23 protein-coding genes and 4 pseudogenes are annotated in these 21,067 nt (G+C 40.0%); 18 read left to right on the top strand and 9 right to left on the bottom strand.

All coding sequences use genetic code 11. The features are described from left to right. Positions 1-10: 10 nt before the first annotated feature. A protein-coding gene (locus tag ArsFIN_RS16910; RefSeq protein ID WP_135678024.1) for an IS5 family transposase occupies positions 11-854 on the top strand; the annotation gives its coding sequence in 2 pieces (ribosomal slippage) (positions 11-357 and positions 356-854; 846 coding nt in all). A gap of 39 nt (positions 855-893) precedes the next feature. Then, on the top strand, positions 894-1,094 hold the full coding sequence (locus ArsFIN_RS16905) for a collagenase (RefSeq protein WP_026823903.1): 201 nt from the start codon (positions 894-896) through the stop codon (positions 1,092-1,094). Between the two features lie 476 nt (positions 1,095-1,570). Here the strand turns inward: ArsFIN_RS16905 and ArsFIN_RS28900 are convergent. The 7 genes and pseudogenes from ArsFIN_RS28900 to istA all read right to left on the bottom strand — a co-directional run bounded on the left by ArsFIN_RS28900 (position 1,571) and on the right by istA (position 9,643). Beyond that, positions 1,571-2,523, bottom strand: a pseudogene (locus ArsFIN_RS28900) (IS481 family transposase). 89 nt (positions 2,524-2,612) lie between these two features. Continuing rightward, the gene (locus ArsFIN_RS16895; protein ID WP_026823904.1) at positions 2,613-5,264 is read right to left on the bottom strand and encodes a hypothetical protein; all 2,652 of its coding nucleotides are present in this window, start codon (positions 5,262-5,264) and stop codon (positions 2,613-2,615) included. 57 nt (positions 5,265-5,321) lie between these two features. Continuing rightward, the gene (locus tag ArsFIN_RS26525; RefSeq protein ID WP_155847016.1) at positions 5,322-5,498 is read right to left on the bottom strand and encodes a hypothetical protein; all 177 of its coding nucleotides are present in this window, start codon (positions 5,496-5,498) and stop codon (positions 5,322-5,324) included. 460 nt (positions 5,499-5,958) lie between these two features. Further along, positions 5,959-6,531 (bottom strand): annotated as a pseudogene (locus tag ArsFIN_RS16890) (IS91 family transposase); the annotation flags it as partial. A 71-nt stretch (positions 6,532-6,602) separates the two neighbouring features. After that, positions 6,603-7,364, bottom strand: coding sequence for an IS21-like element helper ATPase IstB (istB, locus tag ArsFIN_RS16885; RefSeq protein WP_135677409.1), 762 nt, complete (start codon positions 7,362-7,364; stop codon positions 6,603-6,605). Positions 7,365-7,402: 38 nt separating this feature from the next. Continuing rightward, positions 7,403-8,557, bottom strand: a pseudogene (locus ArsFIN_RS16880) (IS3 family transposase). Positions 8,558-8,611: 54 nt separating this feature from the next. Continuing rightward, positions 8,612-9,643, bottom strand: a pseudogene (gene istA, locus ArsFIN_RS16875) (IS21 family transposase). A gap of 82 nt (positions 9,644-9,725) precedes the next feature. On the opposite strand from istA, the gene ArsFIN_RS16870 reads away from it, so the two are divergent. The 14 genes from ArsFIN_RS16870 to ArsFIN_RS16805 all read left to right on the top strand — a co-directional run bounded on the left by ArsFIN_RS16870 (position 9,726) and on the right by ArsFIN_RS16805 (position 18,780). Beyond that, the gene (locus tag ArsFIN_RS16870; protein ID WP_246067272.1) at positions 9,726-9,950 is read left to right on the top strand and encodes a hypothetical protein; all 225 of its coding nucleotides are present in this window, start codon (positions 9,726-9,728) and stop codon (positions 9,948-9,950) included. A gap of 62 nt (positions 9,951-10,012) precedes the next feature. After that, positions 10,013-10,372 (top strand): GPW/gp25 family protein, encoded by a 360-nt coding sequence (locus ArsFIN_RS16865; RefSeq protein ID WP_026823596.1) that lies wholly within the window; start codon positions 10,013-10,015, stop codon positions 10,370-10,372. Beyond that, a complete protein-coding gene (locus ArsFIN_RS16860; RefSeq protein ID WP_026823597.1) occupies positions 10,363-11,457 on the top strand; it encodes a baseplate assembly protein in 1,095 nt (364 codons plus the stop codon). The genes ArsFIN_RS16865 and ArsFIN_RS16860 overlap by 10 nt, the downstream gene beginning before the upstream one ends. 29 nt (positions 11,458-11,486) lie before the next feature. Beyond that, entirely contained in the window at positions 11,487-11,849 is a 363-nt protein-coding gene (locus ArsFIN_RS16855; RefSeq protein ID WP_135678022.1) for a phage protein NinX family protein, read from the top strand. Continuing rightward, a complete protein-coding gene (locus tag ArsFIN_RS16850) occupies positions 11,846-12,346 on the top strand; it encodes a RusA family crossover junction endodeoxyribonuclease (protein ID WP_071846897.1) in 501 nt (166 codons plus the stop codon). Before ArsFIN_RS16855 ends, ArsFIN_RS16850 begins: the two co-directional genes overlap by 4 nt. A gap of 15 nt (positions 12,347-12,361) precedes the next feature. Further along, entirely contained in the window at positions 12,362-12,853 is a 492-nt protein-coding gene (locus tag ArsFIN_RS16845) for a DUF968 domain-containing protein (RefSeq protein ID WP_026823599.1), read from the top strand. Between the two features lie 10 nt (positions 12,854-12,863). Then, positions 12,864-13,505 (top strand): bacteriophage antitermination protein Q, encoded by a 642-nt coding sequence (locus ArsFIN_RS16840; RefSeq protein WP_026823600.1) that lies wholly within the window; start codon positions 12,864-12,866, stop codon positions 13,503-13,505. 389 nt (positions 13,506-13,894) lie between these two features. Continuing rightward, entirely contained in the window at positions 13,895-14,407 is a 513-nt protein-coding gene (locus ArsFIN_RS28895) for a Rha family transcriptional regulator (protein ID WP_051297116.1), read from the top strand. A gap of 1,190 nt (positions 14,408-15,597) precedes the next feature. Further along, positions 15,598-16,113, top strand: coding sequence for a Rha family transcriptional regulator (locus ArsFIN_RS16830; RefSeq protein WP_051297117.1), 516 nt, complete (start codon positions 15,598-15,600; stop codon positions 16,111-16,113). Between the two features lie 502 nt (positions 16,114-16,615). After that, positions 16,616-17,020, top strand: coding sequence for a phosphate-starvation-inducible protein PsiE (gene psiE, locus ArsFIN_RS16825; RefSeq protein ID WP_026823601.1), 405 nt, complete (start codon positions 16,616-16,618; stop codon positions 17,018-17,020). Between the two features lie 199 nt (positions 17,021-17,219). Continuing rightward, positions 17,220-17,438, top strand: a complete 219-nt coding sequence (locus tag ArsFIN_RS16820) for a cold shock domain-containing protein (RefSeq protein WP_026823602.1) — start codon at positions 17,220-17,222, stop codon at positions 17,436-17,438. A 244-nt stretch (positions 17,439-17,682) separates the two neighbouring features. Then, positions 17,683-17,880 carry a phage holin family protein gene (locus ArsFIN_RS16815; protein ID WP_026823603.1) on the top strand — a complete coding sequence of 66 codons (198 nt, stop codon included), beginning with the start codon at positions 17,683-17,685 and terminating at the stop codon, positions 17,878-17,880. Further along, positions 17,864-18,334, top strand: coding sequence for a lysozyme (locus ArsFIN_RS16810; protein ID WP_135678020.1), 471 nt, complete (start codon positions 17,864-17,866; stop codon positions 18,332-18,334). The genes ArsFIN_RS16815 and ArsFIN_RS16810 overlap by 17 nt, the downstream gene beginning before the upstream one ends. Further along, positions 18,331-18,780: a lysis system i-spanin subunit Rz gene (locus ArsFIN_RS16805; protein WP_051297118.1), complete on the top strand. Its 450-nt coding sequence runs from the start codon at positions 18,331-18,333 to the stop codon at positions 18,778-18,780. The genes ArsFIN_RS16810 and ArsFIN_RS16805 overlap by 4 nt, the downstream gene beginning before the upstream one ends. 48 nt (positions 18,781-18,828) lie before the next feature. On the opposite strand, the gene ArsFIN_RS16800 is transcribed toward ArsFIN_RS16805, so the two are convergent. Continuing rightward, positions 18,829-19,383 (bottom strand): YfbU family protein, encoded by a 555-nt coding sequence (locus ArsFIN_RS16800; protein WP_026823606.1) that lies wholly within the window; start codon positions 19,381-19,383, stop codon positions 18,829-18,831. Between the two features lie 145 nt (positions 19,384-19,528). Between ArsFIN_RS16800 and ArsFIN_RS16795 the strand changes: the two genes are divergently transcribed. Beyond that, complete coding sequence (locus tag ArsFIN_RS16795; protein WP_051297119.1) at positions 19,529-19,837, top strand: HNH endonuclease; 309 nt, start codon at positions 19,529-19,531, stop codon at positions 19,835-19,837. Between the two features lie 168 nt (positions 19,838-20,005). Next, positions 20,006-20,404 carry a P27 family phage terminase small subunit gene (locus ArsFIN_RS16785; protein ID WP_051297120.1) on the top strand — a complete coding sequence of 133 codons (399 nt, stop codon included), beginning with the start codon at positions 20,006-20,008 and terminating at the stop codon, positions 20,402-20,404. A gap of 63 nt (positions 20,405-20,467) precedes the next feature. Here the strand turns inward: ArsFIN_RS16785 and ArsFIN_RS16780 are convergent, their stop codons facing one another. Continuing rightward, on the bottom strand, positions 20,468-21,058 hold the full coding sequence (locus ArsFIN_RS16780; RefSeq protein ID WP_026823607.1) for a recombinase family protein: 591 nt from the start codon (positions 21,056-21,058) through the stop codon (positions 20,468-20,470). Positions 21,059-21,067: the final 9 nt, after the last annotated feature.

Genomic DNA, 21,067 nt, shown 5'->3' with positions numbered 1-21,067 from the left:
ACTTTGAATTATGGCTCGCTACGATCTTTCTGATGAAGCATGGGCAATCATTGAGCCCTTGTTGCCAACCGTTTTGACATCTTCGCGGGTCGGTCGGCCGTGGGCAGAACATCGCAAAATCGTCAACGGCATGTTCTGGATACTGTGTTCAGGCGCCCCATGGCGTGATTTACCTGAACGTTACGGCCCATGGAAAACCGTTTATAACCGTTTCAACAGATGGTCAAAGGATGGAACTATTAACATTATTTTCAATAAGTTGCTTTCATTTCTTGATGCTCATGAACTGGTTGACTGGTCAGCCATTGCGCTGGATGGCAGTAATATTCGTGCTCTCAAATGTGCGGCTGGTGCTCAAAAAACATCCCGATATTACCGACGATAACAGCTTGGGTCGCTCACGAGGTGGTTATGGCACCAAAATCCACATGGCGACTGACGGAAGCGGCATCCCGCTAAACATCGTACTGAGTGCTGGGCAGGCTCACGAAAGCCTGTTCGCGCTACGACTCCTGGACGGCATTGGCGTGCAACGCCAGAACGGCAGCATGAAGCGTCGTGGTCATACGGTACTGGCTGACAAAGCCTACTCTGGGAATGCGCTACGTAACGAGTTGAAAAGAAAAGGGATGAAAACGGTTATTCCCCGAAAATCAAATGAAAAACTGGCTTCAGATGGACGCTCGCAACTTGATCGTGATGCTTATCGCCATCGCAACGTTGTGGAAAGGTGTTTTGGCCGTTTAAAGGAATATCGCCGGATCGCTACACGTTATGAAAAAACGGCAAGAAACTATCTAGCAATGGTGAAACTGGGCTGCATTCGCTTGTTTTACCGCCGATTACGCAATTAAGGGACACAGCCTAATAATCAGCCTCGTGTCTTTATTTATATGAAAGGAAATGATGTTCATAACTTTGGGCACGAAATTGTTCATTATCTTGATGGTAAATATAATAAGTATGGTGATGCGGCAGAATTTTCCTCCGAAGAAATTTCATGGTGGAGTGAAGGGCTTGCTGAATATCTATCTCACGGTGAAAAAAATAAATATGCAAACCAGACTTTAATGTATTGTTCGGTTAATAGGTGACCTACTTTAGATCAAATTATAGATATTGATAGTTTTTCTGCTAATGGTCACAGCGAAAGATTATACGTTTGGCCATATTTTGTACATAAATTTCTTGATAGTTCCCCACAACTTCGTTCTGTTCGTAGTGAATTAGTACGCGCACTTAGACAACCAATTCAATTAGAAAGTAATAACTTATCCTATTCAAAATTATTAAATAAGTTTGGACATCAGTATAAGGAAGAATTTAATCATTGGTTAGATCAACAAGTAAATTATTTAAGAAGTATAAATAGAAATTCTCATTTTAGAAGATATGGTTAAATTCACCATAAAATAATAAAGACTATCATTCGTACTAATCTCGATCATGATATCAATTTTTTGATTGAAATTAATGGAATGGTTAATTTTTAGACAGATATTATTATATAAACTGTACTAGCTCAGACCTGATCTGACAGTTACCCAGCTTTTCTGGTGCCAGTGTCAGATTAGATTTGAGTTAAATTTTTTTCAGCCCAAATCCTTTTTCCATTAGTTAATGTATTCATTGGCGTCCTGCCGCAGCACATTTTTCCCTGATAAGTTCGTTCATTGTTGTAGTAATCCCGCCAGTGATCCAGATCTTTTGCCAACATTTCTAGAGAATCGTACCGCTTCTTACGGAACGTGACCTGATAAAATTCTTGTTTGTCCGACAAATGTGAACGTTCAACTTTATCATTTAGATTGGGACTGGCTGGTTTTATGTACACATGTTGAAGTCCCAAATCTTCGCAATGCCAGTGAAATTTAGCCTGAAATTCATGACCATTATCTGTACGGATTATTTTGATTCTGAAAGGGAACTTTTCTACAACATGATTGATATAATCGATGGCGCATTCCTGATTATGTTTTTCATACACTTTCAGGGCTCTGATTCGGGTAGCATCATCAATGGCGGTGTATTGGAATCTGCGTGTTTTATTGCTGTTTTCATCGCTGAAACTGAGAAACTTAACATCCACCTGAACGTGATGCCCAGGCACTTTTTTTCATAGCGCTTAATTGCTTTTATTTGGCGCCTTCTAAGTTTATGGGGAAGCCTGTTCAGTCCGTGGCGGCATAACACTCCATAGACACCTGTCATTGACACTTTCATCTTGTGATAACGTTCGAGATACCAGCAAATTTTATCACTAGCAAAATGGTAGTTTTTACGCAGATAAAGGATCTTTTCCTCAATCACGAAAGCTACCCGAATAGAGGGGTTTTCGGGACAGGGTTTACTGTTAATCAGTCCTACTTCTTCCTGTGTTTTATATTCTTTTTTCCAGCGATAAAAAGTGTCACGAGAGATCCCCCAGTAACGGCATGTTTTGCTTACATTTTTGGTTTCTTCTACATGAGCCAGTATCCTAAGTTTTCTTCTTATTACTTCCTGTTCATCTTTCTTGTTCATATTTAAACCTCAACTCATATCCTGTTAATATATACAAAGTATGTCAGCCAGGGTCTAAAAATTCACAGCTAAAAACAGCAGAGCAACTTTTATTGACGCGCGCGCGCTAAAAAACTTTCCCCTCTAACCTTAAGCGTGCCATTTTTATCAAGGTAACTATTTAACGTACTCAAATTCACGTTATGTTTTTCGCTGAGTCCTTGCAGTCCACCGGCCTTTTTAATCCCTTCAGCGCCTAACGACATAATTTTGGTTAATATCTCAGGGGTTAATTTATTGGGTTTAATACCTAAAAAACTTTTTCCATTAACAGTAAGCGTGCCATCTTTCTTAAGATAACTCCTTAACGAACTCAAATTCACCTTATATTCTTCACTGAGTCCTTTCCGCCCACCGGCCTTTTTAATCTCTTTTGCACCTAATGATATAATCTCTGTTAACATTTCACGGGTGATTTTATTGGATTCAACGCCTAAAAAAGCTTTCCCCATAACGGTGAGCCTACCATTTTTGTCAATGTAATGATTTAAGGTTGCCAAATTCACCTTATATTGTTTACTAAGCCCTTTTAGTCCACCGGCCTTAGCGATCCTTTCTGCACCTAATGACATAATTTCCGTTAACATCTCAGGGCTTACTTTATTGGGTTTGCCGCCTAAGATAGCTTCCCCTCTTACCGTTAGTGTGCCTTTTTTATTAAGGTAATTCTTTAACGTACCCAATCTCACATTATATTGTTCACTGAGCCCTTTGAGTCCACCGGCTTTTGCGATCCCGTCTTCACCTAATGATACTATTGTTTTTAATAGCTCAGGGGTTAATTTATTGGGTTTGCCGCCTAAGATAGCTTCCCCTCTAACCGTTAGTGTGCGTTTTTGATTAAGGTAATTCTTTAACGTACCTAATCTCACATTGTATTGTTCACTGACTCCTTTGAGTCCACCGGCTTTTGCAATCCCTTCTTCACCTAATGACATAATTTCTGTTAGAATTTCAGGGGTTATTTTATAGGATTTGTCACCTAAAAAACTTTTTCCTCTAACTGTGAGCGAGCCATTTTTATTAAGGTAACTCTTTAACGTTTCCAAGCTTACACTATATTGTTCACTGAGCCCTTTGAGTCCACCGGCTTTTGCGATCCCTTCTTCACCTAATGATACTATTGCTTTTAATAGCTCAGGGGTTAATTTATTGGGTTTGTCACCTAAAAAGCTTTTACCCCCAACTGTGAGCGTGCCATTTTTATTAAGGTAATTGTTTAACGTACTCAAATTGACCTTATATTGTTTACTAAGCCCCCTCAATCCACCGGCTTTTGCGATCCCGTCTTCACCTAATGACATAATTTCTGTTAATATTTCAGGGGTTATTTTATTGGGTTTGTCACCTAGAAAGTTTTTCCCGCTGACAGTGAGGGTGCCATTTGCATTAAAGTAATTATTTAACGTACAATAATTCACATTATATCGTTCACTGAGCCTTTTTAGTCCACCGGCATTTGCGATCCCGTCTTTACCTAATGACATTATCGTTTTTAATATCTCAGGAGTTAATTTATTGGATTTGCTGCCTAATAAAACTTTCCCTCTAACCGTGAGGGTACCATTTGCATAGAAGTAATTTTTTAAGGTGGTATAATTTACTTTATATTTTTCACTGATCCCGCTCAGTCCACCGGCCTTTGTAAACTCTTCTGGGCCTAATGACATTATCGTTTTTAATATCTCAGGAGTTAATTTATTGGATTTGCCAGCTAAAAAAATTTTTCCCTTTGCCGAGAGAGTGCTATTTGTTTGGGGGTAATCTTTTAGTGTATTCAAATCCAGGCTATATTTTTCACTAACCCCTTTTAGTCCACTGGCGTTTGTAATCCCTTCTGCACCTAATAATATCCTCTCTGTTGACGTTTCAGGGGTGACTAATTTTACTGTTTCTTTTTCTGCCAAAGTGTCAGTTTGACTAGTACTTTGAGTAAGTAAATGATGAGGAATATTATTGTACTCTACTTTCCTTGCTAAATTACCATTATTCATCTGCTGTTGGGTAAATTCATTAGTTATGGGACGAGAGGATAACGCTTCATCTTGAGGATAGAGGTTGAACCAGATATCAAAAGTATTATTATTAGCGGAATTGATATATTGGTTCACGACTTGCTCATAAGTGCGTGAAAGTTTTTCAACTACCTCTGGTTGTAGTGTATTAAGATCACTATAGGGGGTATGCAATAGAACCACCCGCTCTGGATTAATCGGGCCTAAAATATGTATTTCATCAAAGTTTGTTGCTCTTTGTAAACTGCCTGTTTTAGAAAATAGCAACGCTATCGCGCTAGTGTCTGGATCGTCAAAATTTTGTTTCAATGAGACGGCCGGTAAGCCAAAAGCAGCAATAGCAAAAATTGCATAGGCTTTATTGTGGGAGACAAATCGCACTATTTCATCATAATTGCCGGCAACAATGGTTGTTTCTCCTTGCTTGCCAATCATAGGGTATAAGGTTTCAAAGTCATCTGACGGCAAAAAACCATTTATTTCGGGTTGTTCATTGACCGGATCAAGGACAATTTTAAATAATAATGGGAAATTATCACGAGCCGTTAATCCATTAGGCAGCAAGCGACTTTCTCCCTGGATATGAGTCGAAGATGAGATTAATCGCTGTAGTAACATGTTGGGTGGATCATTTTCGTTGTGAAAAGCAGCAGGAAAAACCGTTGATAAATGACTTATTGGAAACACGTCTTAACCTCATAAAAATAGGATATAAATAAAGCATCAAGCATAGAAGAAAAATAATTATTGGCGTAATTCAAGTCTGATTAGATAGTGACTCACTTTATTAACGCAGGATCCCCAATTGCCATCGCCATTGGCAATTGGGCCTAAGTCGTTATCAGCCAGATGGGGGAGGGAGTACATGCAAGTTTCATTAACGATGCCATTGGTATGTTTATTCAGTGTTTTTTTATACAATCTACCGTTTCTAACCAAGCAAGATTTTTTTATTTAGGCTAGGCTAAATTATTAACTGACTGGCTATATGCATCTAGATGAAGTCCTGACAAGAAAATACCCCACCAAGATAGGGAAGATCCTGACCTTATAGCAATAATCATAAAATAGACTTGCATCACACCATGAGCATAAGGAAGATCCATCACGTACGAGCTAACTAAGTAAAATTACCTGTCAATACCTGCTTCTCAGTATTTTTACCACTTTCTCTTCTTTGTTTGATCATAAACAGCATTGCGAGTGTTTCTACCCTTGATGGTTAGGAAATTGAATCGCTTTTAAAGTGAGTAGCAAAAGCCATCCCTTATTGCAAAAAGGAGATGGGGATCGATTTATTGTGTTTAGTGCCAGTTAACATTTCCTCAGAGAGTGTAATTTCTAACCTGATTTCCTTATTTTAGACACATTGATCCTGCGTTTAGCTGCGTAACCATCGCTTTTTCTCCAGGTTATGCAGTCTTTCTGACAACAATTCCGTTGCTTTTTTACCCATTTGCGCCCCGGTGAAAAGCAGCCTGTCGCCACACAGAATACATTTGTACGGATCGGTACGCAGAAATCCTTTCATCAGCACAGAAAAACCTGGGTTCTCCGGTTTTTTACGTGCCGTCATCTCAAGTGCCTTATACACTTTCGGCAATAGTTTTCCCCGTTTACGATTCGACAAAAAACCAGAGTAACGCACCATTTTAAAATGCCTGGCCGGAATATGGCTTATATAGCGTCTAATCATCTCTTCCTGCGGCAGAGTCTGCTGCCGATGCTGGCCAGTTCGGTGGTCATGGTAGTGATGAACAACGGCACCCCCTCGGTAATGCCGCAGTTTTGACGCAGATACCGGTGGGCGTTTAAGGTAGCGACCGAGGTACTTAACACTATGCCATGCCCCTTTCGTTTTTTTAGCAAAGTGCACTTTCCAATAACGTCCGTACTGCGCCCTCAAGTAACGCCGCCAATGTTTTTTGTCACGGATATGGCCAAGACCGGGAAGAAGTGTCAACGATCACCGAAAACTGATCCACTTTTTATCTAAATCCGATCAATCAAAATTGATCCACTGTTTTACTCAGTTATTGCTCCTGAGCGCCGCTTATCTTTCAATCGGTAGCTTTCACCGCTTAATTGCAGTACATGCGAATGATGAAGTAAACGATCAAGCATAGCGGCAGTTAATGTTGCGTCATCAGCAAAAGCACTTGGCCATTGCCCAAATGATAGGTTACTCGTCAATATGACACTGCCATGCTCATAACGCTTGGCAATCACATTGAAAAACAGGTTTGCTTCTTCTCGCCCAAACGGCAGGTATCCAATCTCATCGATAATCAACAACTTCGGGGCCATCACCGAACGTGATAGATATTGTTTGAGCTTATTTTGTCGTTTGGCAGTTGAGAGTTGCAACATCAGTTCAGCTGCCGTGGTAAAGCGGGTTTTCTTCTTGGCCTGTACTGCTTTTAATCCTAACCCAATAGCTAAATGCGTTTTGCCTACACCGCTTGGGCCAAGCAACACGACATTTTCATTACGTTCAATAAACGTTAATGCGCTTAATTCCTGTATGTGTTGTTTGGGGATCCCCGTTGCAAACTTAAAATCGAACGTATTAAGTTCTTTATGTGCTGGGAATCCTGCCATCCGACTCAAAAGATTACGAGTTCGTTCATCTCGTTGTTGTTGCTCACATTTTAACAGGGACAGTAAAAACTCTCCGTAGCTTTTGTCTTGGGCAATGCATTTTTCGGCAAGTGATGACCAATGAGTCGGAATAGAATTTAATTTCAATGACTCACACAGGTGTTCAATTTGTTCATGCAATAACATGTTCACCTCTGTAATGGTCAACAAATTCTGTAGAAGATCTAAGCGGCATTTTTTAGTTCATGATATTTTTGATGTGGCGTTAAATAACCAATCGTTGAATGGCGTCGATAATAATTGTAAAACTGAATATAATTTTCAACTTCACAGACAACAGATTGATGATTCATAAACGATAAACGGTTAAGTCTTTCTGTCTTTAAACTCCTAAAAAATCTTTCCATCACGGCATTATCGAGGCAATTACCTCGCCGACTCATGCTTTGAGTTATTTTCCGTTCAAAGAGGTGCGCCCTAAACTCCTCCGATGAATATTGGCAACCTTGATCTGAATGGAACATCAAACTTGTCGTATCCGGTAATTGCCGTTCAATTGCGTTATCTAAGGCTTCTTTCACTAATTTCGAATCCGGTTTTGTTGATAAGGCATAACCAATAATTTCTTTGGTGGCTAAATCCAACACACAGGCTAAATAGCTCCACCCATAGTGATGTCTAATATACGTGATATCCCCGACATAATAGTGATTATGCTGTTCAGGGGAAAATTGTCGTTTAAGCAAATTAGGGGCATATCGATGTTCGTTACCCGATGAGTGATAGTAGTGCTTTTTCGTTGGTCTAATTGCAACTAATTGATTTAATTTCATGATGTTCGATATTTTATAAGTGCCAATTTGGTGCCCTAAACCCTTTAACTCGGCTTGAATACGTCTTTTGCCATAAATTTGACCCGATGTATAAAAAATACGTTTGATTTCGCCACACAGTCTTTCATTTTCAACTGTCGGTATTTTCGTTTCATAATAAAACTACTGCTGCTTACTTCAAAAGATGGCATAACTCAGTGACCGTAAAATTGGGGTACATGATTTTCAGTTGCTTCACGATTTTGAGTTTTGATTGTCGAGGATGAAGTAAGCCGCGGCTTTTAATATGTCATTATCCCTCTGAGCACGCTTAAGTTGAACTTCTAATTCTTGTATGCGCTGTTGCTCGGGTGTTAACGCTTTTGATTTTACAGGCGTATTCCCATTTAACTCGGCAAGATATTGTTGCTTCCATCGTGATACGGCAGATTTACCCGCACCGGATATTTTTTCAACTTGGATATTGCTATATCCACCTTCAACCATGAGTTTTGCATATTCCAGTTTTTGCTTTCCGCTAAAGGTTACTTTTACTTTTCGGGTCATATTTATACCTATAAGATTTTGCTTAATTATAAGCTATAAATCTCTACAGTTTTATTAGACCACTACACCTCCCAGTAATGCTTCGTATACGCTGATTGAGTGTTGCAAACTGACAGATTCAAGGGGCGGTACGATAGGGATATTAAGCGTATTAGTCTGTGGGATAGATTGGCAAACCCTTGCTGGTAAGGGTAGAAGAGACTTAACTTCCTTAGCTAATCTATCTGCTGGCTTCTCTAACGTTGTTCCATGAATTCGCTGATGGGCAACGCGTTGTAACCATGGACCCACTTTTGCATTAGCTATTTCAATATCCAGTTCAAGATTATGAGCACGAAGGTCGGTGTTTAATGGCACGATAAAGCTGTTTTTAAATAGTGGTTAAAGCGCTCTACTTTCCTTTCGTTTTGCCCTGTAGGGCTTGCAAACCTTCAATTTAAACCCGTAATCTTTCGACATTTGAAGCATTTCGACATGTAATTTATGATCACCTTCTGCATAAGCATCCCGTTCGATGATGAGGGATTTTGCGTTATCACACAATACTTCCTGTGGTACACCACCAAAGTAGTCGAAAGCTTCTCTTAAACCTTGCTGCCACGATTCTGCTCGTTCATTATCAAAGAACTTTACATAACTCGCACGCGAATGGCCTAGCGTTGCAACAAACGCTTTCAGCGATTTTTTTACCTCGCCGGATGCTGGTGAAGTCGATTTGCATTTGTTGACCTGGCTGTGTTTCAAAACGGACGACTACTTCGGGAACAATGCTTGGTTTAAATTGACAAACAAATCGGCGTAATTGAGCAATACCACCTTGATAGCCGTTTTCAACTACCTCATCAAATAAGACTGTTGCAGGGATCAATCAGGTTTAGCCAGTTCAATTCGCTGAAGCAAATAAGGTTTAAAGGGGATAATTTAGTCGGTTGTTGACTTCTTTTAGCATAAGTTGGCATTGTCTGTTGTTGTAAATGATGTTTTACGGTGTTACGGGATATACTGCAACTCACTGGCAATTTTTCGAAGGCTTTGTCCTTGTGCAAAGCGAACATGAATATCCACAAATATCTCCTTGGTTAACATAAATTATCCGTACAAAAATGTGCGAATAATACCAAGTGGATCAGTTTTAGATGATCGTTAGTGGATCAGTTTTGCATGATCGGTGACAACACTCGATTCACCTGATACCCTTACGACCGGTAACCTGACGGTGCAGAAGCAACTCACTTACCTGGGCGGTATGAGCGGCTCGGGTGGCAAGGGTGCGGCAGCCACCATTAACGGCGATATCAAGGCCAGCGGGGATATCCAGGCCGGGAACGTGTCGCTGAAAAACCATCAGCACAGTCACGGTCATGAAGGCAGGTCGACCGGCAAGCCGATATAAGCGCTTACAGGCTTTAACGCACTTTAATACCCCCTGTTGCCCGCCTGTGTCATGCTGCCCGTATGAAAAATGATTATGCAACGTCCGTTTACTGGCAGCCCGCGCTGAACCGTCCCGGCGAACGTGTTTCCGGGCTGGCCGATATTGCGCAGTCCATGCGTATCATTCTGTGTACGCCCTGTGGTACAGACCTGCATCGGCCCGATTTTGGCAGCAACCTGTACCGCTATCTGGATATGCCTACCGAGCAGGCCATTCCCCATGTCGTCAGAGAGACGGTCGACGCACTGCGGCGCTGGGAGCCACGAATACAACTCCTTGAGGTGAAACCGCGGGTCGATGCCGAACATCTCTGGTTACGGGTACGCTGGCAACCGATAACGGACGGCACACCGCAGATGACGGAGGTCGCATGGCGTTAACGGACAAGAAGCCGGTATTTATCAACACCGATGCGGCGGCGCTGACCGCTGAAATGATAGCCTGGTATGAAAAAGTCAGCGGCAAAACGCTCTATCCGGCGCAGGATGAACGACTGCTGATTAACCTGATGGCTTACCGTGAGGCGCTGGTACGCCTGGCTATCCAGGATACCGCCGAGCAGAATCTGGTGGCCTTTGCCCGCGCCCCGATGCTGGACTATCTGGGCGAACTGGTCGGTGTATACCGCCTGTCGGCTGCGGCAGCGCGTACCCGACTGCGTTTTCAGCTCGAAGAATCCCCCGACACGCCGCTGGTCATTCCGGCGGGCACGCGCGTTAGCGCCCGCGACAGTATTGTTTTTGCCACCGATGAGGCGGTGACCCTGAGCGACACTACCGTCAGCGTGAATGCCACCTGTACCGAGCGCGGCACACTTGGCAACGGCTGGCAACCGGCGCAAATCAGCACCTTGCTCGACGGCATCAACGATGCAGACCTGAGCGTGACGAATACTGAACCCAGTACCGGTGGCGCTGACCCGGAAGAAGATGCGCATCTGCGCGAGCGTATCCGGCTGGCCCCCGCGTCATTTAGCAACGCCGGGTCGCGCGAGGCGTACCGTTTTCATGCCATGAGTGCCCATCAGGATATCCGCGATGTGGCGGTGATGCGCCCGGTACCGGGTACGGTGGCGCTTTATCCGCTGATTAAAACCGGCCTGCCGTCCGACACCTTGCTGGCGCTGGTTAATGGGGCCTGTTCTGACGAAAAGGTGCGCCCGCTGACCGATACCGTCAAGGTGGCTTCGCCGGTTAAGGTAACTTACCGGATTGAAGCGGCTATCCGTGTTTATGCTGGCTACGATAGCGCCGAGGTCATGGTCGCAGTGAAGCAGTCCGCCCAGCGTTATATCGACAAGCAGGCCGCACAACTGGGGCGTGATATCGTTCCCAGCCAGATACAGGCCACCCTCTCGGTCAACGGGGTTTACAGCGTCGAGCTAAAACAACCGACCCTGCAGGGGGTGAAAGAAAACGAATGGCCCTGGTGTGAAAACATCGACCTGACGTTAGTGGGAGTGTAGTGGTTAGCAGAGCGCAACGGGAGGGCGGCATGATAGTAAAAACACGTGAATTGTCAGGACGTCATCTTGATTATGCGGTAGCCAAATCGCTGGGTTATGAAATTGCCTATTTTGACCGTAAAACTTCACCGATTTATATCAATGTGGATAAAAACCATTTTTTTGTTGCCTTTAACCCCTCAAAAAATGGTGAACAATGCGATGAATTTATTAAGCGATATCAAATTAAATTCAGAAAGACAAAAGCGGGTTCTTTCTGTGCCGCTTCAGGTTTGTTTGATAAAGGGATCGGCAAAGGCGCAACTCATTTAGAAGCGGCCTGTCGTTTAATTGTTTCTATTATTCAGGGGAATGAGATTGATATTCCTGACGGGTTAGTGAGGAAGATATGATAGCAACAGGATCGTTAAGTCTTGTTTTACCTTTTCCGCCCAGTGTTAATACCTACTGGCGTCATCCTTCCAGCGGGTTAAATAAAGGACGTCATTTAATCAGTGCTAAAGGACGGCAATATCGCTGCGCAGTAATTGCGAGCGTACTGGAACAAAACAATAACCGAAAACCCAAAACATTGACGACTGCAGTTAGTCTTTCATTAACCTTATTTCCGCCAACAGATCACCGCCGTGATCTGGATAACTTTGTTAAGGCCAAACAGGACAGCTTAACTTACGCAGGTATCTGGCAAGATGATGCACAGGTTAAAAGATTAACCGTGGAATGGGGCGCAAAGATTGCAGGTGGTAGTGCACTGGCTATTATCACGCCTTATTTGCTTAACCATGTAGAAAAGAACACTAAAAAACGTCAACGAAAAAAAGCAAATGCACTCTCTAATATGGATAAGTGGATAGATGGAATTTTAAGTAAAGAATTTATATTGAAATAAAGCGGAGCTTTTTTGATGTGTCATTTACTCACAGCAATACCTGTTCCTGAATTGGGCATTGTCGCCTTTAAGCCAGGTATCAATCAGCTACACCATTTCAGTGGCCGGATGATAGTAATGTCCGCACCGGATGAATTAAGCGATGCAAAAGCAGGCAGAATAGCAGAGCAGGCAGTTTTAAATCTAGTCATTGATGCTAACCCACCAGCAAGTTTAATGAAAATCCAGAAACTGAAACGTTGGGGAAATCAAAAATATCTGCAGTGGGTTAAGTCGCGTCCGTGTTGTCTCTGCCAGAAGCCAGCGGATGATGCCCATCATCTTATCGGTTATGGCTACGGGGGTATAGGCGTAAAAGCACATGATTTATTTAGTATTCCACTATGTAGGGGACATCACAGTGAATTGCATCATGATCCTAAAGCATGGGAAGTAAAGTATGGTAGTCAGTTAGCGCTGCTATTTGGTTTTCTTGATGAATCATTGGGGCTTGGGGCATTGAGTTAAGGAACAGTTTATGACAGAGCATGACTTAGGGTATTTTCGAAGCGTGGCCAAATATGCTTTTAGGGACTGGACAGTAAACACTGGACAACTTGAGGCACTCACGTGTAAGAGTGCAATGGAAACAAAAAGGTATCCAAGAGTGAAAAAGCGGGAAATAAAATTAGCGGGTCATTCCGTTTGTCGAATAACTGATCCGGTAAAAGTCACTGAAACCCGTCGTTCAGGCAGAGAAATCCCGCTTATCGAGTACCCTGCTTATTTTTACTGCCACGAGAGAAGAGTGATCAGACAGTTAGCAGATCATCAACGCTCATGGATACTGTATTGCTATTGTCATGAGATGAATTTTCAACATCAAGTGAATATATGCTCATACCTATGGCGAAAATTTACCTATCAGACTGCAGATATAAAAATCACTAAAAAGGTCAAAGAAAGATTAAAAATATTGGTTTGGTTATGCGTGCAACAATGCGCAGATAGCTTTTCTGGTTTAGCTAATCAGGGGTATAGTCAATCGGATCTTGCCAAGTTAATGGGGATGAAGCGGGACAACTGGAAAAAGAATTATCACCATTTTTGGTTAAGATTGATTTCAATCTGTAAGGCATTGGATAGAGAAGCCTTATGTCAGATAGCTGAAAGTGTGTAATGATATGAAAAAATAACAAAAAGTCATTTCTACATCTTGCAAAAGTCAACAAAATGAGTGATATTTAAGGCTAAATTGATATGTTGCTAGAATTGTATAGAACCTCTTTAGTGAGGTTTTTTGTTATTAAAGGTTGTGATGATAAAGCTAGACGAGAATAACGTCATAAGTTATATTTTATATCAGGTGCTCAAAACACTTCAAACAGCGGTCTCCACACCCGACAGACTTGTGGTTTTTTTATATCCATAAAATTTTGATATGGTCGGGCGTGAGGCTAATAAAATACCCGCAAGGGAAATATGCCCGCCGTCTGTTTGCGGTTTTGAGCGCCTGGCCACCCTACTTTAAAATAGGGTTAATTCAAAATATCAAACAGGATATAAAATATGAATACTCAAATGTCTACTATTCCTAGTGTATTTATTCACGATGGAAAAGTTATAACTACCTCTCGTCAAGTAGCTAATTATTTTGGCAAACAACATTTTCATGTAATTGAAAAAATAAAAAATCTCGAATGTTCAGAACAATTCTTAACCATCAACTTTTCGAGGGTTCCATTTGAACATAATGGGAATGTATACGAAGAGTATAAAATGACCAAAGACGGGTTTGTGTTCTTGGTTATGGGATTTACAGGTAAGAAAGCAGCTCAGTTTAAAGAAGCCTATATTTCTGAGTTCAACCGTATAGAAGCTCAGTTACATAATTCTATTACTGTAACAGGCACAACTAGCAAAATACTGCTGACCCTACTTCCTAATGGTAAAGTGGATAGTGCACGAGTCGTACATGACAATGAGTATGTTTCTTCTCTCGAAACACTATTTGAAATTGGCCGCCGATCTGGTTATGTAATTATTCACAAGGATGAGTTGATTAAAAAACTTTCGGAATAAATGAGTCATATCATTGAAAAATCCAGATAGATAATACCTAGCCTCACTTGTTTAGAGTGGGGTTTTTTAATTGGTAAAAATTGTAATAGATAGTGAGAAACAGTTAATAGGCTACCCTGAGAAAGGAATAGCAATTTTGAAGGTTGGGTGATGGTAATATTATATAAAGATACAATCTTATTTACCCCTGCCGAGTTGAGGAGTATAAGTTATTTGATTACATGGAATAAAACTCCTTGTTTTATTATCATAACAGAGTTCTTTGGCTGTTATAGATTGATCGTTATTATTAATACAAATTCTCTTACTTAGATCATATGTAAATCCCTTAGGACAGATACTCATAACATTACTTGAGAATAGAAGCATAAATATTACTGCTGATAAATTTTTCACTTGATTATCCTATAAAAACCCACAAAATTTTAGAATAGTTGATGTTTTATAAAGTTAATAATAAATATTTATTATTTTTATCAATCTTAAAAGTTGCCCTTTTTGTGAAATTTATTATCTTACTATTGTCCTAGATTATTTAGGCTGAGATAGGGAAGTAGTACTGGAGTGGTCGTTACTACGGCAGGTTTTTGGGGTGAATTGATATTGTTCCAGAGTTTTATAGAAGTTATTTAGTGAAGTTTTTTTATTAAAGGATGTGATGGTAAAGCTAGACCGGAATGAGGTCATAAGTTATATTTTATATCAAGAGCTCAACACACCATAGGCAGTTACCGCGACTGAATCAAGCGGCTTTTTTATGTCCGAAATTTGTTATGGTCGGGTAGCGAACAGTATATACAATACCTTTTGGGAAAAGCTGTTGGCCGTCCTATACGGTGTTGAAGTACCCGACCACCCTAGTTTAATTACTTTAATCTTGTTCTGTCTCTAATTTAACAAACTCATTTCTTTTTGCATTGACGAGAAAGCAAATACATGCGCTATAGTTTACCTGCATCTGATAAATCAGATATCGGGCGTGAGAACCCGAGTTAGTAACCGCGACATGACACACGCCGCGAGCGTGTTTTTTATTGTCGTAATCTAGCCATATTCAATGGTGGGGTGGATGGGGCAACCGAAAGGTTGGCCGGCGGTTACTCCGGTATTCTCACCCCCATTCAGTTCACCACCAGAGAGTGTGAGAACTCCTGATGGTGAGTAAATTTAAGTAACCATCGGAGGTCATCATGACACTTCAATTATCTACCATCACTCCTAAAGTTACTATCAACAATAACAAGGCTATAACAATTTCTAAAGACGTTGCCGATTACTTTGGTAAAGAACATCAAAAAGTTGTTCTAAAAATATCTAACCTTGATTGTTCTGAACAATTTTTAACCCGCAACTTTTGGCGGGTTCAATTCGAACATAAAGGAAACACTTATGATGCATATGAAATGACAAAAAACGGCTTCATTTTCTTAGTAATGGGATTTACAGGAAAAAAGGCCGCTCAGTTTAAAGAAGCCTACATTGCCGAATTTGATAGAATGGAAGCAGAACTTAACAGTGCTATTACCGTAACTGGAACAACTAATAAGATCCTGCTGACTTTACTTCCTAATGGTAAAGTAGATAGCGCAAGAGTCGTTCATGACAATGAGTATGTTTCTTCTCTCGAAACACTATTTGAAATTGGCCACCGATCTGGTTATGTAATTATTCACAAGGATGAGTTGATTAAAAAACTTTCGGAATAAATGAGTCATCTTATTGAAAAATCTGGATAGATAATGCTTAGCCTCACTTGTTTAGAGTGGGGTTTTTAATTTTTAGTGTTTTTCATCATTTTTCTTCTTTACTTGAGGATTAAATAGAAGTTCGCTTAGAAACAAGTAAAACAAGAGTAAAAAATAAGGGTTTTGATTTAGCTTGCAAAAATGAACAAAATAGGAGATATTTAAAAGAAATTTAGTATATTGGTTTATTTTATGTGCAAATTAATTTTTATACTAAATAATTTTATTAATTTATAGATATTAATAATATTGAAAGTAGTTTGTCTTTAGTTTTCTTATGATAGTAAAGTTTAGGATTGAAAATTACGGAAATATTAAAAGGGAAATAAATTAATATGCTTAGTATTAAAATGTTATCTCATGTCGCTATATTTAGGGATAAATATTGAATTCTACTTTAGCAAGACTTGTTTTTAGTTGAGAAATAAGCCGACATGAAAGCTAAAATTGTGTGGAGGTTTATTTGTCTGGCTTATCTCAATCAAAATTGATAGCACGGTTATTGCAATGGATAATTAGCTGTAGTTTGTTAATAATCGCAATCATATTAATTATTTTCCTAATCAAAGAAACTATCGTCTTATCAGCATTGCTATTCAAAAATTCAGAAACTATGCCATCTTATCTTTTACTTGAAGGGATAATTACTTATTTTCTTTATTTTGAATTTATTGCTTTAATAATCAAATACTTTCAATCAGTTTACCATTTCCCGCTACAATACTTTATTTATATAGGTATCACCGCAATCATTAGATTAATTATCGTCGAACATAAAGAACCAATAAGTGTGTTGGTTTATTCAGTATCAATTTTAGTGATGATTTTAGCCTTATATATAGCCAATACTAAACGTTTAATTAAATAAATGTTGTTTAACATTAAAAAGTATGTCTTAATGTACTCCTGGTTTGGAATTATCTCTTGTTATAAAAATTTAAATAAATTCAGAGAGTAATGATATTATCGATACATCTCTATTCTATGGATTCCTTTTAATTTAACTACAATAAGTATTCAAATCTACATTTATTGAAACAAAAAATAAACAATTATAAGGATTCATAATGTCAAATATTATTCACGGATTGGTTAAATGGTTTGATGGTAATAGAGGATTTGGTTTTATTACTCCAAATGATGGTAGTAAAGAAGTTTTTGTACACTATTCTGAAATCAAAAACACTCATTATCAAGTTCTTTATGAAGGACAGGAAGTTAGTTATACACCTTTTCAGGGCATGAAAGGCAATACAGCAACAAATGTTGTTGTCCTAAATAGCTAATAAAATTAGTAACAAGAAATCAAGAATAAAAAACCTTACTCTTTGGGAGTATGGTTTTTAGCTTTGTAATTTCATCATTGTTTTTCATCTCTTATTTTTCTATTCATTTTGTTTATATTGATGTCGTCATTCCAGTTTTGAAAACTAATGCGTTAAGGTAACTCGGTGTGTAAAGCGATTAGCTTAACGCATAACTTTTAACTTATCACACTAAACTCATGGATACACTCTGTAGGGAGTGGATATGCGCATGCCTGAAAAATATTCAAGTCCTATAGCCTATCTATGGGGCATCCTGATCACCATTTTAAGTATTTTCACTTTAGAGCAGTGGGTGGCTATTGTCGGTATTGTCTGCACGATAGGCACTTTTTTAGTTAATTGGTACTACAAGCGTAAGGAATATAAATTGAAGGAATATCATTATGGTGAAGATACCTAAAAAGATTGTAGTAGCGGCGGGTGGAGTGATGTTACTTGCTTCGACCATGATAATGCATTTTGAAGGACTAAAGTTAGCGCCTTATTTTGATGGCGGCGGTGTACTTTCGGTGTGTTTCGGCCATACGGGAAAGGATATTAAACCCAACAGCATTTATAGCAAAGCAGAGTGTGAACAGTGGCTTAATAGTGATTTGCAGACGGTTAAAAAACAGGTCGACCCATTAATCCAGGTCAAAGTCAATACGCTGACACAGGCCGCTATTTACTCTTTTGTTTATAACGTTGGCATTGGCAATTTCCAGCGTTCTACATTACTCAAAAAACTTAATGCGAACGATCTGGATGGTGCATGTGAAGCGATGAAGCAGTGGGTTTATGTTGGTAAGGAAAAGTGGCAGGGTCTGATGACGCGTCGTGAAATTGAATCAGCGATATGTGCAGGCAATATATGAAATTAAATAGTTTGCCATTTTTTATCACTATATTGGCTTCAATATCGCTTGTGATTTTATATAACTACTATGCCCAACTTAAATATCAATATAACCAGCTGGTGGATGAACTCGATAAGCAGACAGAGCTTAAAAACAGCTATTTAAAAGAGGTGAAATTACTACATCAACTGGACACTAAACGAACACAGGAACTTAATCATGCGAAAGCTGAAATCAGTAAGCTTACTGACGATCTGCATAATGGCACTAAGCGGTTGTATGTCAAAGCGGTGTGTGCAAAGTCCGACAATATTACCGCCACCACCACCAGCGTGGATGATGCAAGACCCACCCAACTGGCGCCTGACGCTCGGCGAAATTATCTCCGTCTCAGACGCCAACTTGAAACCTTAGAGGCGCAGTATTTGGGGTTAAGGGAGAGAGTGAGTGAGGTTTATAAATAAAAAGCCCCTAACTTGGGGCCATTGAATTTTTATTTAAATGAAAATTAATTATCTCTTATTAGGATGTATTTTTGCTTGAAGTATTTTAATAAAGGATTGCTTTGAAATCTGATAGTCGTAATTAGAGTCTTTTAACACAGTTGAAAATACTTTTAACATTCTCTGATAGATTTCTATAGAAGGCATATGAGAATTATTAGTTATATTCATTTCAGCATAACATCCCATTTTTTTTAATAATTCTGCTATTGTTGCATATTCAGTTTCGTGGTTAAAATCAAAACCAGGAAAATTCAGTAATTTTTCGGGGTTATTATTTGACAAAGCTTTTTTAATATCGTCTTTATCTTGTTCATTCATTTGATTATATGTACTTGATAATGTTCGGTACATAGTAAGAATTTCGTGAACCAATTCAGGTTTATTTGGGGTGGGTAAGTTACTTAGTTCTCTTAATTGATATTGTTCGCCGATAGCCCAATAATTATTTGTTGAGATTGCAAGCTGGATTAAATCAGGATCATAACTATTGTTTATTTCTAGAGCTCTAAAAATTTCACATAGCATTGATATTTGAAGTTTTTCTGCCGCAGAAAATTCCATATTTATATACCTTATATAAAGTTAAATAACTAAAGTAATAGTAACAATGTTTCATTTGCGAAAAGATCGATCACAATCATAGATTTGCAATTGTTTGTAATTATATTTTTTGAATATCTTCCAATGTTAATTAAAGGTAAACTCCATGCCGCCCCGCATCCCCCGCGCATGCCGCAAACGCGGCTGCGCCAAGACAACCACTGATCGCAGTGGCTATTGTGAAGCACATCGAAGTCAAGGATGGGAAAACCATCAGCAAGGAAAAAATCGTCATCAACGCGGTTATGGCACCAGGTGGGATAAGTTGCGTATGCAGATATTAAAGCGTGATAAATATCTCTGCCAAGCTTGCTTAAAAAACAGTCTGGCTACTACAGCTAAAACTGTTGACCATATCATAGCAAAAGCCCACGGCGGCAGTGATGCAGAAAGTAACTTGCAAAGTCTGTGCTGACCGTGTCACCACAAGAAAACTGCCACGGAAAGAAGCCAATAAAGCAGGGGGAGGGGCGGGTAAAATCTCTACCCCTCTCGCTTTCCAGGACTGCCGCTTTAAGTTTATTTTTACGCAAGCGAAATAAGGAATATTTTTTCGATAGTTTTTAACAATTCAGGAGGGAGTATGGCAACCGGTATTCGGTCATCAGGAGGCGGCCGGAAGCGAAATTTACCGGCGAAAAAACAGAGTAACTTGACTCGTATTGCACCACCTGAGGCGTTAATAGGTGAAAATGCTGTTAAGTTGTGGAAAACCCAGAGCCATATTTTAATTCAGCGTGGTACCTTTGAACTGGAAGATGCGCCTTTGCTAATTGCTTATTGCAATGCCTTTGAATTGATGTTGCGAGCGGAAAAGGTTATCGCCGAACATGCATTACGGGATATTGACAGTGGTGGCATTACCGAAATGGGGGGCAGCGGTGGATTAAAAAAACATCCTGCAGTCGCGGTACGTAATGATTGCGTTTCCCAACTCGCGCGAGTTGGCTCTTTGCTTGGTGATGCGCCGCGCGATATTTGAAGCCAAAACGTGCGATAAATGGTGGGTTACTTTTGTTTCCATCAGTGCAACGAAATTACACTGTTATTTTTCATCAGAGTCATTTTGGCCTGTTCGAGCATTCTGGTTAACTGGACAATATTTGTAGATGCTAGCTAATGAGACGCCATACAGTAATGCCAGCTGTGTTCTACTATGGCCTAACTCAAGTAATTTTTTAGCCTGCTCTTGCTGCGCGGAAGATAATGAGCAAGGTCTACCCCCGATACGTCCTCTGCTTCTTGCTGCGGCTAAACCTGCTTTAGTACGCTCAACAATCAGTTCACGCTCCATCTGTGCCAACGCACTCATCACATGAAAGAAAAAACGACCTGCGGACGTAGAAGTGTCAATGGCATCCGTCAAACTATGAAAATGAATACCTTCATCTTCAAGTTTGGATATTAAAGTAATCAAATGTTTAATGCTACGACCCAGCCTGTCCAGCTTCCAGACTACCAAGGTATCGCCCGATTTCAGGCACTTTAATGCACGTTTTAACCCAGGTCTCTGGTCTGTTTTTCCACTGATTTTATCCTCAAAAATCTGCTCGCAATTTGCACAAACGAGCGATTTTCGCTGTAAATCGGTATTTTGGTCATTTTTTGACACCCTCATATAGCCTATTTTTGCCATTCTTAACCT

Origin of the sequence: Arsenophonus nasoniae (genome assembly GCF_004768525.1) — a bacterium.
Taxonomy (GTDB): domain Bacteria; phylum Pseudomonadota; class Gammaproteobacteria; order Enterobacterales; family Enterobacteriaceae; genus Arsenophonus; species Arsenophonus nasoniae.
Note: the sequence above shows the minus strand (reverse complement) of the source record. Positions and strands in the feature narration are given on the sequence as shown.

Coding starts and splice junctions, on each gene's coding strand:
- ArsFIN_RS16860 (WP_026823597.1), top strand. CDS start 10,363: ATGGCGTTAACGGACAAGAAGCCGGTATTTATCAACACCGATGCGGCG.
- ArsFIN_RS16905 (WP_026823903.1), top strand. CDS start 894: ATGAAAGGAAATGATGTTCATAACTTTGGGCACGAAATTGTTCATTAT.
- ArsFIN_RS16795 (WP_051297119.1), top strand. CDS start 19,529: ATGCCGCCCCGCATCCCCCGCGCATGCCGCAAACGCGGCTGCGCCAAG.
- ArsFIN_RS16840 (WP_026823600.1), top strand. CDS start 12,864: ATGACAGAGCATGACTTAGGGTATTTTCGAAGCGTGGCCAAATATGCT.
- ArsFIN_RS16865 (WP_026823596.1), top strand. CDS start 10,013: ATGAAAAATGATTATGCAACGTCCGTTTACTGGCAGCCCGCGCTGAAC.
- ArsFIN_RS28895 (WP_051297116.1), top strand. CDS start 13,895: ATGAATACTCAAATGTCTACTATTCCTAGTGTATTTATTCACGATGGA.
- ArsFIN_RS16800 (WP_026823606.1), bottom strand. CDS start 19,383: ATGGAATTTTCTGCGGCAGAAAAACTTCAAATATCAATGCTATGTGAA.
- ArsFIN_RS16830 (WP_051297117.1), top strand. CDS start 15,598: ATGACACTTCAATTATCTACCATCACTCCTAAAGTTACTATCAACAAT.
- ArsFIN_RS16805 (WP_051297118.1), top strand. CDS start 18,331: ATGAAATTAAATAGTTTGCCATTTTTTATCACTATATTGGCTTCAATA.
- ArsFIN_RS16845 (WP_026823599.1), top strand. CDS start 12,362: ATGTGTCATTTACTCACAGCAATACCTGTTCCTGAATTGGGCATTGTC.
- ArsFIN_RS16855 (WP_135678022.1), top strand. CDS start 11,487: ATGATAGTAAAAACACGTGAATTGTCAGGACGTCATCTTGATTATGCG.
- ArsFIN_RS16810 (WP_135678020.1), top strand. CDS start 17,864: ATGGTGAAGATACCTAAAAAGATTGTAGTAGCGGCGGGTGGAGTGATG.
- ArsFIN_RS16820 (WP_026823602.1), top strand. CDS start 17,220: ATGTCAAATATTATTCACGGATTGGTTAAATGGTTTGATGGTAATAGA.
- ArsFIN_RS16780 (WP_026823607.1), bottom strand. CDS start 21,058: ATGGCAAAAATAGGCTATATGAGGGTGTCAAAAAATGACCAAAATACC.
- ArsFIN_RS16850 (WP_071846897.1), top strand. CDS start 11,846: ATGATAGCAACAGGATCGTTAAGTCTTGTTTTACCTTTTCCGCCCAGT.
- istB (WP_135677409.1), bottom strand. CDS start 7,364: ATGTTATTGCATGAACAAATTGAACACCTGTGTGAGTCATTGAAATTA.
- ArsFIN_RS16815 (WP_026823603.1), top strand. CDS start 17,683: ATGCGCATGCCTGAAAAATATTCAAGTCCTATAGCCTATCTATGGGGC.
- ArsFIN_RS16785 (WP_051297120.1), top strand. CDS start 20,006: ATGGCAACCGGTATTCGGTCATCAGGAGGCGGCCGGAAGCGAAATTTA.